Source organism: Flavobacterium lacus (assembly GCF_003268815.1).
GTDB lineage: Bacteria > Bacteroidota > Bacteroidia > Flavobacteriales > Flavobacteriaceae > Flavobacterium > Flavobacterium lacus.
Genome location: NZ_QLSV01000008.1, coordinates 30,018 through 44,157, shown reverse-complemented (window position 1 = coordinate 44,157; position 14,140 = coordinate 30,018). Strand labels below are relative to the sequence as shown.

General features: G+C 33.9%; 11 protein-coding genes. All 11 read left to right on the top strand.

Features of this window, described 5'->3' with window-relative positions:
* Nucleotides 1-29: 29 nt before the first annotated feature.
* The 11 genes from B0I10_RS09215 to B0I10_RS09165 all read left to right on the top strand — a co-directional run bounded on the left by B0I10_RS09215 (nt 30) and on the right by B0I10_RS09165 (nt 14,136).
* On the top strand, nt 30-3,074 hold the full coding sequence (locus tag B0I10_RS09215) for a SusC/RagA family TonB-linked outer membrane protein (protein WP_112086216.1): 3,045 nt from the start codon (nt 30-32) through the stop codon (nt 3,072-3,074).
* Between the two features lie 141 nt (nt 3,075-3,215).
* Nucleotides 3,216-4,577 (top strand): RagB/SusD family nutrient uptake outer membrane protein, encoded by a 1,362-nt coding sequence (locus tag B0I10_RS09210; RefSeq protein ID WP_220086200.1) that lies wholly within the window; start codon nt 3,216-3,218, stop codon nt 4,575-4,577.
* Nucleotides 4,578-4,592: 15 nt separating this feature from the next.
* On the top strand, nt 4,593-5,420 hold the full coding sequence (locus B0I10_RS09205) for a DUF1735 domain-containing protein (protein ID WP_112086214.1): 828 nt from the start codon (nt 4,593-4,595) through the stop codon (nt 5,418-5,420).
* 107 nt (nt 5,421-5,527) lie between these two features.
* Nucleotides 5,528-7,501 (top strand): putative porin, encoded by a 1,974-nt coding sequence (locus B0I10_RS09200; protein ID WP_112086213.1) that lies wholly within the window; start codon nt 5,528-5,530, stop codon nt 7,499-7,501.
* Between the two features lie 110 nt (nt 7,502-7,611).
* Nucleotides 7,612-8,175: a hypothetical protein gene (locus B0I10_RS09195; RefSeq protein WP_112086212.1), complete on the top strand. Its 564-nt coding sequence runs from the start codon at nt 7,612-7,614 to the stop codon at nt 8,173-8,175.
* 96 nt (nt 8,176-8,271) lie between these two features.
* Nucleotides 8,272-9,633 (top strand): pyridoxal-phosphate dependent enzyme, encoded by a 1,362-nt coding sequence (locus B0I10_RS09190; protein ID WP_112086211.1) that lies wholly within the window; start codon nt 8,272-8,274, stop codon nt 9,631-9,633.
* Nucleotides 9,634-9,733: 100 nt separating this feature from the next.
* The gene (locus B0I10_RS09185) at nt 9,734-11,008 is read left to right on the top strand and encodes a DUF2851 family protein (protein ID WP_112086210.1); all 1,275 of its coding nucleotides are present in this window, start codon (nt 9,734-9,736) and stop codon (nt 11,006-11,008) included.
* Between the two features lie 49 nt (nt 11,009-11,057).
* Nucleotides 11,058-11,426 (top strand): 6-phosphogluconate dehydrogenase, encoded by a 369-nt coding sequence (locus B0I10_RS09180; protein WP_112086331.1) that lies wholly within the window; start codon nt 11,058-11,060, stop codon nt 11,424-11,426.
* A 6-nt stretch (nt 11,427-11,432) separates the two neighbouring features.
* Nucleotides 11,433-11,660: a PspC domain-containing protein gene (locus B0I10_RS09175; RefSeq protein WP_112086209.1), complete on the top strand. Its 228-nt coding sequence runs from the start codon at nt 11,433-11,435 to the stop codon at nt 11,658-11,660.
* 88 nt (nt 11,661-11,748) lie between these two features.
* Nucleotides 11,749-13,245, top strand: a complete 1,497-nt coding sequence (locus B0I10_RS09170; RefSeq protein WP_112086208.1) for an alanine/glycine:cation symporter family protein — start codon at nt 11,749-11,751, stop codon at nt 13,243-13,245.
* A 21-nt stretch (nt 13,246-13,266) separates the two neighbouring features.
* Nucleotides 13,267-14,136 carry a ComEA family DNA-binding protein gene (locus B0I10_RS09165; RefSeq protein WP_112086207.1) on the top strand — a complete coding sequence of 290 codons (870 nt, stop codon included), beginning with the start codon at nt 13,267-13,269 and terminating at the stop codon, nt 14,134-14,136.
* Nucleotides 14,137-14,140 lie beyond the last annotated feature (4 nt).

The window sequence follows — 14,140 nt, the reverse complement described above, 5'->3', positions numbered from 1 at the left end:
TTGCCAAATAACTAACTCAAATTTTTAATATGAAAACAAATTTTAGATGGATTTTCACGCTGCTCTTGGCGTTGTTTATGCAGCTTTCTTTTGCTCAGCAAAAGACTGTTTCTGGAACTATTACTGAGGGAGGAATGCCTTTGCCAGGTGTTACTGTGATTTTAAAAGGCACTAGTACAGGTACTCAGTCTGATATGAACGGAAAGTACTCAATCAGTGCTAAACAAGGAGATGTTTTAGAGTTCTCCTATATTGGACTCAAGACTCAATCGGTTAAAGTAGGGGCTTCTAGTTCTGTAAATGTTGTTATGGAAGCTGATGTGACTTCCTTAAGTGAGGTTGTTGTTGAGGGGTATAGAACTACTTCAAAAGCAAAATCCAACATTGCATCAACTACTGTATCGGCCAAGGCTATTGAAGGAAGACCGAATGCTTCTTTCATACAAACATTACAAGCTCAAGTTCCTGGTTTGAACATTTCTACAGGTTCAGGTTCTCCAGGTTCTGCAAACACTACAATCATTTTGCGTGGAGTTGGTTCTGTGAATGGTAACATTGAACCATTATTTGTTATTGACGGTGTTCCTGCTAACCAAGTAAACTTTAGAAGTATTAACCCTAATGATATCGAATCGGTGTCTGTTCTTAAAGATGCTGCAGCAACCTCAATCTACGGAAATAGAGGAGCAAATGGTGTTATTGTTGTGAAAACAAAAAGAGGTGTTTTTGATTCTAAGTTGAGTGTAAGATACTCTGTTATCTCTGGTTTTACTACTTTACAAGAGCACAAGTATAACTTGATGAATTCTAAACAATTATTACAACTTCAAAATGATTTTGGTTCTGGACTAGGTTCTACTTTGTCAGAGCAAGAAATAGCTGCATGGGAAATTGATACTGATTGGGAAGATGTCTTCTTTCAAACAGGGATCTCACAAGATCATAATATTAGTTTCACAAGTGGAAGTAAAAATCTTAATTCATATGTGTCTTTAGGGTATTTTGAACAAGAAGGTATTGTTCCGGGTACTCAGATTAAACGTTTTACCTTTAGAAATAACTTTTCTGGTAAATCTGATAACGATAAATTCAATTATTCTGCTAATATCAATGCTAACTATTCTAAAAGAAATCAGTTAGATCAAGAAACAAGAGGTGATATCAATGGTAACGTTCTTCAAAACCCTCTTCAAGGTATGTTGTCTTCAGTTCCTTATTTAGATCCAAATGTTTATGTAAGTGGTCAACAATTGTTTGATCAATTTGGTGGTCCAAGTTTTCAGATTGTTCCATATATGTTGATGGATTATTTGAGACCAGGGAATATTACTAGTGAAATTAATGAGTTAAAATTGCTTGCACAAGCTTCGGGTAGCTACAAACTAACAAAAGATTTAACTTTCTCTTCTTTAGGTGGTATTGATATGACAGAAAACACGAGATTATTTGCTCGTAATCCTCAGTCTTATTTAGCAATTGCTGCAACACCTCCAGGAGCTCAATTTGGTGGTCTAGTGACAGAGTCTAACGACAGAGACTTTTCGTTTAATTTAACTAATCGTTTGAATTATAATAAAATCTTTAAAGATAAACACACATTTGATTTGTCTTTAATGACAGAATATTTCAAAGCTCACAGAAAGTTCATGACTTATAGTCAAACTGGATTAGATCCTAGAACTTCTTCTCCAGGAGCAGGTACAGGTTATATTCCATTTAACCCAGCTACACCAACTCTTTACAGACCTACAGTAGGAGCATTTAAATCTCAGGCAGGTTTATTCTCTTATTTTTCTACCGTGGATTATGATTATGATTCTAAGTATGGTTTTGGTGCCTCTATCAGAAGAGATGCATCTTACCGATTTACAGACGATTATAAGTGGGGTACATTTTGGTCGGTTTCTGGTCGATGGAATATCAATAAAGAAAAATTCATGGAAGGCTCAATCTTTGATGAGTTAAAATTGAGAGCATCATACGGTACTGCCGGTAACCAAAATATTTCGGGCCCTAGTATTTATGCTGGTTCAGCGGTTATTAGAAGTCTTTATGGTTCTGGTAGTGGATATGGTAATCAACCGGGTTTATTTCCTTTAACCCCTGCAAACAGAGATGCTAGATGGGAAACTGTTGGTCAAGCCAACATTGGTATAGATTTTGTAATCAACAAGCGTTTTAGAGGGTCTTTGGATGTATATGAAAAAAAGACTATTGATCTTTACCAAGATATAGTTCTTTCGCCTATTAATGGAGTTTCTAGTTTAGCAGGTAATTTAGGGGATTTGAAAAATAGTGGAGTAGAAGCTCTTCTAGCTTATGATTTATTTAAAACGAACGATTTTAATTTAACGTTGAATTTTAATGGATCATACAACAAGAATGAATTTACATTTATTCCAGCTGAGGGTGGTTTTGTTAATGTGGGAGACTTACAAATCAATGAAATTGGTGGACAAGTTAACCAATATTTTAATATCCGTTATGCTGGTGTGAATCCAGCCAATGGTAATCTTTTATTTTTAGATGCTAATGGTGCGGTAACTGAAAATCCAACTTCTGCTGATAGAGTTTCAAGCGGTAAAGGTCCAATACCTGTGTATCAGGGAGGATTTGGTTTTGATGCTTCTTACAAAGGTTTTTATGTAACTACACAATTTTCTTTTGTAAAAGATGTGTGGAGATATGATTTTGACTTATCAAGTTTAACAGATCCAAATGGTATAGCTAACTTCCCTCAAACGGTTGATATGGCTAATTATTGGACACCTGAAAATCCTGTTACTTCAGTTCCTGCTTTAAATGCAACTAACTTGGCTTTGGATGCATTGTCTGATCGTTGGTTGAGAGATGCTTCTTATTTGCGTCTTCGTTTTGCAAGCATAGGTTATAATGTTCCGGCAAAATTCTTGGATAAAACGTTTATGTCTAGTTTAAGAATTTATGGTCAAGCTGAGAATTTCTTAACATGGTCTAAGTGGAGAGGTTTTGATCCGGAAAGTAATGCAGCAAGTACTTTTGGAGGTTATCCAACACCTAAAATTGTTTCTTTTGGATTAGATTTAGAATTTTAAAAAAAAAAGAGTAATATGAAAAATTTAAAAAATTATGTATTAGTTTTCATTGCATTGGCCTTAGGCTCTTGTAATGACGCCACTGAAATAGTTCAGGACGGTGAATTTAGCGAGTCCGCAGTATTTCGTACTGTAGACGACATGAATCTTGTTTTAAATGGTGTATACCAACAACTTAATTACGAAGAAAGCATTGCGTTTTCAACGGTTTTTACAGATGAAGTAGGTATTGGTTATGCTAATGGTGGACAGAATCTTGATGATTATAGGTTTATTCTACAAGATAATTCCGTTTCACCAGAAATTATGTGGGCTAACACGTATAGAATGCTCAATTTCGCTAACAGATTGATTGTTGGTGCTCAATCAGTAACTGTAGAACCTGGTGAGGAAGCGACTTACAATAAGATACTTGCAGAAGCACATGCTTTAAGAGCTTTTGGTCATTTCTTTTTAATGACTCATTTTTCAACAGATTTGAAAGATGATAATGCGTTAGGTGTTATGAAACTTGATTTTGTACCTCAAATAACTGACTTATTGCCACGTGTTACAAATGGTGAATTATTTGATTTAATCAATGAAGATTTAGCTTTTGCAACAGCAAATCTTGGTAATCCAACTAACTATAAATACATTACACAAGGTTTTATTACTGCTTTTCGTGCTCGTATGGCTGCCTACAGAGGTGATTATGCTACAGCACTCACTAATGCTCAGGCTTTAATAGATGTAGTTCCTTTAACTGCTGCTGGTACAACTGCAAACAGTCCCTACTTAACTATGTTCAGAGATTTGGCTCAAGGTGAAAACATTTTCACATTAGATAGACCGGTTGGAAAAAGAACTGTAAATTCAATCTGGTTCTTTAATCAGCCAAATTATCAAGGTGGTCCTTTCCTTGACATGGGTAGAAATTTATATAATTTAATTAATGCTACACCGGGTGATATCAGAAGAACTGCATTTGTTGGTGCAACTTCAGTGATTGCGGCTGACCCAGCTACTACTCCTGATTACCGATTTGATGATGTTTTAATCATTAATAAATATCCTGGAAAAGCAGGTGCACCTTTATTAAATGACATTAAAGTTTTTAGAGTATCTGAAATGTATTTTATTAAAGCGGAAGCTTTGGCTAGTACTGGTAATTTAAATGGTGTTACGAATTCAGTAGCTTCTGTTCTAAAACAAGTACGTGATGCTAGAATTGTTACTGGTCAACCTGTAACCACACTTCCAGTATATGCTAATGCTACTGAAGCATGGGCTGATATTTTAAAAGAAAGAAGAATCGAATTGTGTTTTGAAGGTCATCGTTACATTGATATCAAACGTTTAGGTGCTTTAGCTAACGTTTCAATTGATAGATATTTTAGAGATTGTGATTTTAATGATGCGTGTACTTTACCACTATCAGACTATCGTTTCACACTTCCAATTCCAATTATTGAAACTAGAGTTAACACATTAGTGCGTGCTCAACAAAATCCTAACTATTAATAATTAATTTATACTATGAAAAATATATTTATTAAATTAAGTTTAGTATTATTCATGGCAACCTTTGTTGGTTGTGGTGAAGAAACTACTACTTATGACGTAAACAACGGTGATACAGTATTCTTTTTCTTTTCTAATGCTGCTAATTTACCTGTTTCTCCGGATGAGAGTATTGCAGAAATTAAAGTAGGAGTTACTACTAAATCTGATGCTGATAGAACTTACACCGTTACAGTTGATGCTGAAGCTACTACTGCACCAGCAAATTCTTATGTTATCAATGCTTCCTCATTATTGATTCCTGCTGGTGAATTCACAGGTGAGTTTGATGTTGAAGGAGTTTTTGAAAATGTACCAGACGGTGTTTCTTATGTATTATCTCTTGATTTAACACCATCATCTGGTTATGCAATGGCTGGTAAAGAAAAAGTAAATATTACAATTTTCAGATCTTGCCCTACTTCATTAGCGGGTATGTATTCTGTAACCACAACTTATGCTTTCCATGATTTTTTACCTGATTTTAATCCTCATACGATGAATGTTGAAATTTTTGCAGGTACTGGTGCTAACAACTATTATGTAAATGATTTTTCAGGAGGTTTATATTCTGTAGGACCATATTGCCCTGCATATAATACTTGTTCTTTAGCTGCAAATAGATTGAATTTTTCTGTTAATTGTGGAGTAGTTTCATGGGTTAATCAAGTTGAGCCTTACGGACCACTTGAAATGTTAACCGGTGGTGTAAATTCCTATAATTCGGAAACGGGTGTTATTACCATTTCGTTTTTTGCTACAACCTATGGAGAAGAGGGAGTATCTGTTTACACTCCTCTATAAAAATATTATTTTGTTTATTAAAAGCCTGTTTTTTAAACAGGCTTTTTTTGTTTTTTTTAATATCGTATGATTTTAATTAGTTTATATTTGCTATCAATTATGGTTTTATGTTTCGTACAAAAATTACTTTTTTATTTTATTTCATTTCACTTTTTATTTATTCTCAAAAGCGAAATGAACGAGTTATAGACGCTTCTAAAGTAAATTTGAATTCACCAGAGTCTTCGTTTCAAGATACGACTGAAAGTAAAAAAAATCTTGCTTCGTTGTATCAATACAAAATCATCACCATCGAACGTGATACAACCCATTACGATACTTCTTTAACCATTCAAAAAGAATACAAATACAACTATTTACGAAAAGATATTTTCGGATTACAGCAATTTTCTAACGAAGGACAAACATATAACACCTTAGATTTTGGAATAAATCAGTTCAATCCGTATCCGGAAATAGGTTTAAATGGTAAACATTTTAACTTTTTAAAAGCAAATGAAATCAATTATTATCATGTTCCTACACCTTTAACTGAACTGTATTTTAAAACGGTGATGGAACAAGGACAAAATCTTGATGCCTTTATCACTTTAAATACCTCAGAACGACTCAATTTTTCTCTGGCTTACAAAGGACTTCGTTCTTTAGGGAAATATATCAACCAACTTTCAAGCACAGGTAATTTTCGTTTCACAACCAATTATCAAACCAAAAGTAATCGGTATCAACTTAAAGCACATTTTACCGCTCAAGACATTTTTAATGGTGAAAATGGTGGTATTGTTAATTTAGAAGATTTTGAAGGAGGTGAAGCAGATTTTAGAAACCGTGTTCGTGTGCAAGTATTCTTAAATGATGCAGAAACACTCTTAAAAGGAAATCGCTATTTCTACGACCATTATTTCCGTGTCAATAAAAGCGATGCTCAAAATAACGTGTACCTACACCATCAAATTAATTATGAGCATAAGTTTTTTAGCTACAATCAATTTACTGTTCCAACAACGATTATCTCTGATGAAGGAAATCGTGTCATCAAACGTTTTGGTGATTCGTATGTGTTAAGTAATATTAACGATGAAGCACGTTATAATAGAATGTTTAATAAAATTGGGGCTTTGTATGAAAATAAATTACTTGGCGAATTTCAGTTTTATATTGAAGATTTCAGGTTTAACTATTTCTATAATAGAGCTATCGTTCAAGGTGGTCAGCTTATTCCCAGTAATTTAAGCGATGAAATTCAGTCTGTTGGAGGACAGTATACCTACCAAAAAAATAAATGGAACGGAAAAGTCGCTTACACAACTTCCCTTACAGATCAAAGTTTGTCTAGTCTTGACGGAAAATTAATCTTTAACTACAACGATAGAACAAGTATTGATTTGCGTTATCAAAACCTTAATCGATTGCCAAATCATACATTTTCCTTGTTCCAAAGTAGTTATGTAAACTACAACTGGTCCAACAATTTCAAAAACGAAAAGATCAATAATATCGAATCTACATTAAAAACAAAATGGTTGGATGTTGCTCTTCAACTTACAACTCTCAACGATTTTCTATATTTTAGTCAAGACGAAGCACCGCAAGATCAATTAATAGTTACACCAAAACAATATGATAATACTATAAATTACCTGAGCATTAAAGCCAGCAAAGAATTAACATTTCGGAAATTAGGCTTCGATAATACCATTCTTTATCAAAAGGTAGATCAGGAAAATGATGTTTTGAATGTACCCGAACTCACCCTTCGAAGCAGCTTGTATATTAGTGGACATTTCTTCAAAAAAGCACTCTTTCTGCAAACCGGTGTAACAGTAAATTATTTTAGTAAATATTATGCCAATGACTATAATCCCGTATTAGGAGATTTTTACGTGCAAAACACACAAGAAATTGGTGATTTTCCAATGGTCGATTTTTTTATCAACGCCAAAATTAAAACGGCTAGAATTTACCTCAAAGCTGAACATTTCAATTCCGCTATGACTGGGTTTAATTACTATTCTGCACCAAATAATCCCTATCGCGATTTTATGGTTCGTTTCGGGCTTGAGTGGAATTTCTTTTTGTAATTTCATTCAAAGGATTATTTTCTTTTTTTATTATCATTAAATAGTTCAAACATTTATTATTAAAAAAGAGTTCTATCTTTGTAATGTAAAATCTAATAAATGTTTGTTTTATGAAAAAAATCTTTTTACTACTACTAATTTCAGTTTTCTTTATAAATTGCTCTTCTGATGATTCGTTGCCAACTGATCAGTTTGTTCCGAATGCTTTTTCAATTAATGGAGTAGATTATTCAACTCCAAATGGCTATATGATTCAATCAACAGACGGTGTAAATTATGGTAAGTTTGCAATTTACTTATTAAATGGTGGCATAATTAACAACGAATGGAATGGTGAAAGTTGTGATTATACCAGTTCTTTAACACAAGGAGTTGTTTTAAATATAACATCTCCATCCACAACAAACTTATCATCCGGAATTTATTATTATCAACTTAATTCAGTTGAACCTTCACTAAATGAGACTATTATTTCAACTGATATGGTTGTGACCAATAATTGTATAACCTCCTCAAATTCGATCAGTGAAGATCAAATTCTAAATGGAAGTGTCAATATTGTCTTTTCAAATTCAACATATACAATCGACTACTTTTTTACCACTACTAGTTTTGGATCGATTTCTGGAAATTATTCCGGTTCGCTGCAGTTGGTTACAGATTTGTCAGATTAATATTTTCACTTTTAAACGTTAATTTATCACTAATTATAGGATAAGAAGCACAGGTTATTATTTAGATGTAAAAAAACTTTTTTTCAAAAAAACAGCATGAAATTCGCAAAAAATATACTGGAAACAATCGGAAATACGCCGCTTGTTAGAATCAACAAAATCACACAAGAATTAGATTGTTTAGTACTTGCCAAAGTAGAAACCTTTAATCCTGGTAACTCTGTAAAAGACCGAATGGCAGTCAAAATGATTGAAGATGCCGAAGCAGATGGACGACTAAAACCGGGAGGTACTATCATCGAAGGAACTTCTGGAAACACCGGAATGGGTTTGGCTTTAGGAGCAATCGTAAAAGGTTACAAGTTAATTTGTGTAATCACTGACAAACAATCCAAAGAAAAAATGGATATTCTCCGTGCCGTAGGAGCCAAAGTAATCGTTTGTCCAACCGATGTAGAACCAGATGATCCGCGTTCATACTACTCCGTTTCCAAACGATTAGGAACCGAAATACCAAATTCTTGGTATGTTAATCAATATGATAATCCTTCCAATGCCATTGCACATTACGAACAAACCGGTCCGGAAATTTGGGAACAGACCGAGGGTAAAGTGACTCACTTTGTGGTAGGAGTAGGAACAGGAGGAACCATTTCCGGCGTAGCAAAATACTTAAAAGAACATAATCCAAATGTGAAAATTTGGGGAGTAGATACGTATGGTTCTGTTTTTAAAAAATACCATGAAACCGGAATTTTCGACGAAAACGAAATCTATTCCTATATCACAGAAGGAATCGGGGAAGATATTTTACCTAAAAACGTCGACTTTTCACTCATCGATGGTTTCACGAAAGTGACCGATAAAGATGCCGCTGTTTTTACGAGAAGATTAGCTCTCGAAGAAGGAATTTTTGTAGGTAATTCAGCCGGTTCTGCCATCAAAGGCGTTTTACAGTTAAAAGAACATTTTAAACCCGAAGATGTTGTGGTTGTTTTATTCCACGATTCAGGAAGCCGTTATGTAGGTAAAATATTCAATGACGACTGGATGCGTGAACGCGGGTTTTTAGACGAAGAAATTACTACTGCAGCAGATTTAATTAAAAATCATCGCGATAAATCATTAGTAGTTGTTCGCACCGAAGAATTGGTTTCACATGCTATTGATCGTTTAAAAAAATTCAATATTTCGCAAATACCTGTTATTGATACAACTGGTTTTGTAGGTTCAATTGACGAATCAGATTTGTTTAAAAGCTATTTTTCTGAAAAAAATATTGCCGAAAAACCCATTCGTGAAATTATGGGAAAACCTTTTCCGATTGTAATGGAAAACACACCAGTTGAAGAAGTTTCCAAACTCATCAACAAAGATAATCAAGCTGTTTTGGTTCAGTTAGAAAACGGAAAATACCATATCATTACCAAGCACGATATCATTAGTTCAATAAAATAGAGTAACCAAAATTAAAAATTTCAAAATCCAATCTTTCATAGGTTGGATTTTTTTATTACTTTAGCATTACGATTTAAGCCATAATTTTACTTTACCCGCCATGAAAGAAGATTTTCTCCATTACGTTTGGCAATACAAAAAGTTTGCCTTTGCCAATCTCAAAACTGTTTCCAATCAAGAGCTAACCATTATTCATTCCGGTTATTACATTCAACAAGCCGGGCCTGATTTTTTCAATGCACAAGTGGTCATTGATAATCAAAAATGGGCAGGAAATATAGAGATCCATCTTAAATCCTCTGATTGGTATGTGCATCATCATGAAACCGATATGAATTATGACAACGTTATTCTTCATGTGGTTTGGGAACACGACACCGAAGTATTTCGAAAAAACAATACTGCCATCCCTGTTCTTGAGCTTAAAAAACATGTTTCTAAAGAGGTTTTACAACAGTATAAACAATTATTTACACAAAAAACATGGATAAATTGTGAAAGCCAATTGACAGTTGTCGATGATTTTACTCTTTCTAATTGGAAGGAACGTTTGTTTTTTGAACGTTTGGAGAAAAAAGCAACTGAAGTAGAAAAATTGCTTCAAAAGAACACCTTTGATTGGGAAGCCACTTTGTTTCAACTGTTGGCTAAAAGTTTTGGACTCAATACAAATGGCGAAGCATTTTTAAAAATGGCTGAGTCTATCCCTTATACTGTTATTAAAAAAGAACGATTTGAAGTAGAAAATACCGAAGCACTTTTTTTCGGTTCAACCGGTCTTCTTGAAGAGCAAAACGAAGATGCATATTACAATAGTTTGAAAAAGCGTTGGAATTATCTCAAACATAAACACCAATTGAAAATTGATTACTATCAATCAGTTCAGTTTTTCAAGCACCGACCGGATAATTTTCCAACTATTCGATTAGCTCAGTTGGCTCAACTGGTTTTGCAGCAGCACAGCCTTTTTCAAGTCTTGATTCGTGTCAATTCAATCCATGAAATGTATCAATTTTTTGATTGTAATGTTTCAGAATATTGGAAATCGCACTATGTTTTTGATAGGCTACACGCAAAGAAAAATAAAAAAATTTCAAAAAATTTCATTGATTTACTTATTTTGAATTGTATACTTCCCATTAAATTTGCTTATGGTCATGCCAACGGAAATGTGATGCCAGAAGAGCTTATTGCGTTGGCATCTGAAATTCCGTCAGAAAAAAATTCAGTTATAGAAAAATTTAATCATTTTGGTCTAATTTCCAAAAACAGTTACCATTCGCAATCATTTCTTCAACTCAAAAATGAATATTGTGCAACAAATAAGTGCCTGAATTGTGCTATTGGCCAAAAGTTGATTAACTTTACTTCTTAAAGAAAATTGTATGGAAAAAAATGAAGTCAAAGAGACTTTTGGACAAATAATGAAAAAGTATTTTGTTCGTTTTTTAGTTTTTCTCGTTTTGTGTTTTTTTGGTTACTTTGCTTTTATTTATTATGTACCTTACTCAGAAGGAGTTCGTTCTGGGGAGTTAATTAAATTCAGCAAAAAAGGAGTGACTTTTAAAACGTGGGAAGGGGAAATGAGCCAAGGTATTTCCGGTGCACAAATCTTTCAGTTTACTGTTCCTGCAAAAGAAAAAGAGGTTATTTCAACAATGGAAAATCTTCAAGGGCGATATGTTAAACTAACTTATATTGAACGATACCGAACTTTTGTTTGGTGGGGTGACACCCGCTATTTTGTTACTGCTGTTGAAGAAGAGCAATCTCCCTTTGTAAATCCTAAATAATTTTGAATGAATTGGATCACTTCTATCCGTCTTTTTTTTGAAAAACATGGTTTTCACGTTTCTTCGCGATTAGCGGATAAACTTGGAATGCGAGCCTCTAACGTACGTTTGTTTTTTATTTACATCTCATTTGTAACAGTTGGATTATGGTTTGGTGTTTACTTAACGTTGGCCTTTTGGTTAAAATTAAAAGATATGTTTTATACAAAACGAAGTTCTGTATTCGATTTGTAGTTAATTTCAAAAAAAATGGACTATACTTTTTTTAAACCCAATTTTTTTTGCATCTTGCTTAACTAAAATTTTAATCAAAATTAACTTTATGAAAAAGTTGTTCCTAATCATTACTTTACTAGTGCCATTTTTAACATTTAGTCAGGAAAAAGGCTTAGATGAAAGAATTAATGATATTATTAAACCTGCCGTCGATGCAATGGCCGGTATCTTTTTTTATAAACCATTAGAGGCTTTTGGTTTTGATATGCCTCTTGTCGTTTTGTGGTTAGTTGTTGGAGCTACTTTTTTTACGATCTATATGGGTTTTATTAATTTGAAAGGGATAAAACATGCCTATCAATTAATCAGAGGAGACTATGACAAACCGGGCGATGAAGGGGAGGTTTCGCATTTTCAAGCACTAGTAACAGCACTTTCGGGAACGGTTGGTTTAGGCAATATAGCAGGGGTAGCTGTAGCAATTTCATTAGGGGGAGCGGGTGCAACATTCTGGATGATTCTTGCCGGATTTTTAGGAATGTCATCAAAGTTTGTGGAATGTACATTAGGAGTTAAATATAGGCGGTTAAATGATCTTGGGGAAGTGTCGGGTGGTCCAATGTATTATCTTTCAGAAGGTCTACGCAGAAAAGGATATGCCGGATTAGGAAAAGTATTAGCCGTAGCTTTTGCAATTTTAGCCATTGGCGGATCATTTGGTGGTGGAAACATGTTTCAAGCTAACCAATCCTTTGCTCAATTAGCCAATGTATTTCCGGTTTTTGAAGGAAAGGGATTTTGGTACGGTTTGGTAATCGCTTTCTTTGTCGGTATTGTTATTATTGGCGGAATTAAAAAAATAGCCAGTGTTACAGATAAAATAGTTCCGTTTATGGTAGGGGTTTATGTGGTTACCTCTTTGATTATTATTATTGTAAACATAGCTCATATTGGTGATGCTTTTCGTGATATTTTTGCAGGAGCATTCACTGCAGATGGAATAACCGGCGGTGTGGTTGGGGTATTGGTGGTAGGTTTTCAACGTGCCGCTTTTTCAAATGAAGCAGGGGTTGGTTCTGCAGCAATCGCTCACTCTGCTGTTAAAACCGATGAGCCTGTGAGTGAAGGGATCGTTGCTTTACTAGAGCCTTTTGTAGATACAATTGTGGTGTGTACCATGACTGCTTTGGTGCTAATTTTTACAGGATATGCAGAAGATACACAAGGAATGACCGGTTCTGCTTTAACTTCTGCTGCATTTAGTAGTGTTTTGCCCTGGTTTAAATATGTTTTATTGGTTGCTATCGTGCTTTTTGCATTTTCAACGATGATTTCATGGTCCTATTACGGAATGAAATCGTGGACATATTTATTTGGAAACACCAAAAAAATGGAAAATCTGTACAAAGCTCTTTTCTTAGTTTTTGTTGTTTTAGGAGCGTCCGCTAGTTTAGGAGCAGTAATCGATTTTTCAGATATGATGATTCTAGGAATGGCTTTTCCAAACATTTTAGGGTTGTATTTTCTCTCTAGTGAAGTAAAGGATGATTTAAAAGATTATTTCAAAAGATTGAAGTCTGGAGAAATAAAAAAATATGAATAAAATTTTAATTCGTTAAATTATATGAATGTGAAATCCTATTTCCGATTTGCAAAGCAACAACGAAATGGGATTTTTTTGTTGTTTCTTCTCATAGTAACGCTTCAAGTGGGCTATTTTTTCTGGATGAATAAATCAAATCCGAAAACAAAAGAAACTAATGATGAATGGTTGGCTATGCAATCCGTTGTCGATAGTTTGAAAAACGTAAAAGACGATCAAAAATCTGTAATTTATCCTTTCAATCCAAATTTCATTACCGATTATCGAGGTTATAAATTAGGAATGTCAGTAGATCAACTCGATAAACTTTTTGCTTTTCGAAAACAAAATAAATATGTCAACTCGGCAAAAGAGTTTCAATCCGTTACAGGAGTTTCGGATAGTTTGCTAAATGCAATTTCTCCTTATTTTAAATTTCCGGATTGGGTAAATCAACCCAAAAAGCAATATACTTCTTACTCAAATAATAAATTTGAGAACAAAAAACCAATTATAAAAATCGATATTAATCAAGCAACACAAGAAGATTTAATTAAGGTCTATGGAATTGGTCCGGCTTTGTCTGAAAGAATTTTAAAAAATAAAGAAAGCCTTGGCGGATTTCTATCAATGGACCAGATGCAATTTATTTGGGGTTTAAGCCCGGAAGTAATTGAAAATCTCAATAAATATTTTGTGATAACATCCGAACCTAAAATTAGTAAAGTTGATATTAACAATGCTTCGGTTAAAGAATTAGCTAAATTTCCCTATTTTAATTACACGATCGCAAAAGAGATAGTTACCCACCGTAGTATGAATGGTGAAATTAAAAATATTGAGGATTTAACAAAAATTAAAGGATTGCCTAGCGAAAAAATTAAAATTATAGCCTTATATTTGGAATTCTAAAAAA

Bases quoted from the DNA above. Each gene is read 5' to 3' on its own strand.
- B0I10_RS09215 (WP_112086216.1), top strand. From the start codon at position 30: ATGAAAACAAATTTTAGATGGATTTTCACGCTGCTCTTGGCGTTGTTT.
- B0I10_RS09210 (WP_220086200.1), top strand. From the start codon at position 3,216: ATGAATCTTGTTTTAAATGGTGTATACCAACAACTTAATTACGAAGAA.
- B0I10_RS09205 (WP_112086214.1), top strand. From the start codon at position 4,593: ATGAAAAATATATTTATTAAATTAAGTTTAGTATTATTCATGGCAACC.
- B0I10_RS09200 (WP_112086213.1), top strand. From the start codon at position 5,528: ATGTTTCGTACAAAAATTACTTTTTTATTTTATTTCATTTCACTTTTT.
- B0I10_RS09195 (WP_112086212.1), top strand. From the start codon at position 7,612: ATGAAAAAAATCTTTTTACTACTACTAATTTCAGTTTTCTTTATAAAT.
- B0I10_RS09190 (WP_112086211.1), top strand. From the start codon at position 8,272: ATGAAATTCGCAAAAAATATACTGGAAACAATCGGAAATACGCCGCTT.
- B0I10_RS09185 (WP_112086210.1), top strand. From the start codon at position 9,734: ATGAAAGAAGATTTTCTCCATTACGTTTGGCAATACAAAAAGTTTGCC.
- B0I10_RS09180 (WP_112086331.1), top strand. From the start codon at position 11,058: ATGAAAAAGTATTTTGTTCGTTTTTTAGTTTTTCTCGTTTTGTGTTTT.
- B0I10_RS09175 (WP_112086209.1), top strand. From the start codon at position 11,433: ATGAATTGGATCACTTCTATCCGTCTTTTTTTTGAAAAACATGGTTTT.
- B0I10_RS09170 (WP_112086208.1), top strand. From the start codon at position 11,749: ATGAAAAAGTTGTTCCTAATCATTACTTTACTAGTGCCATTTTTAACA.
- B0I10_RS09165 (WP_112086207.1), top strand. From the start codon at position 13,267: ATGAATGTGAAATCCTATTTCCGATTTGCAAAGCAACAACGAAATGGG.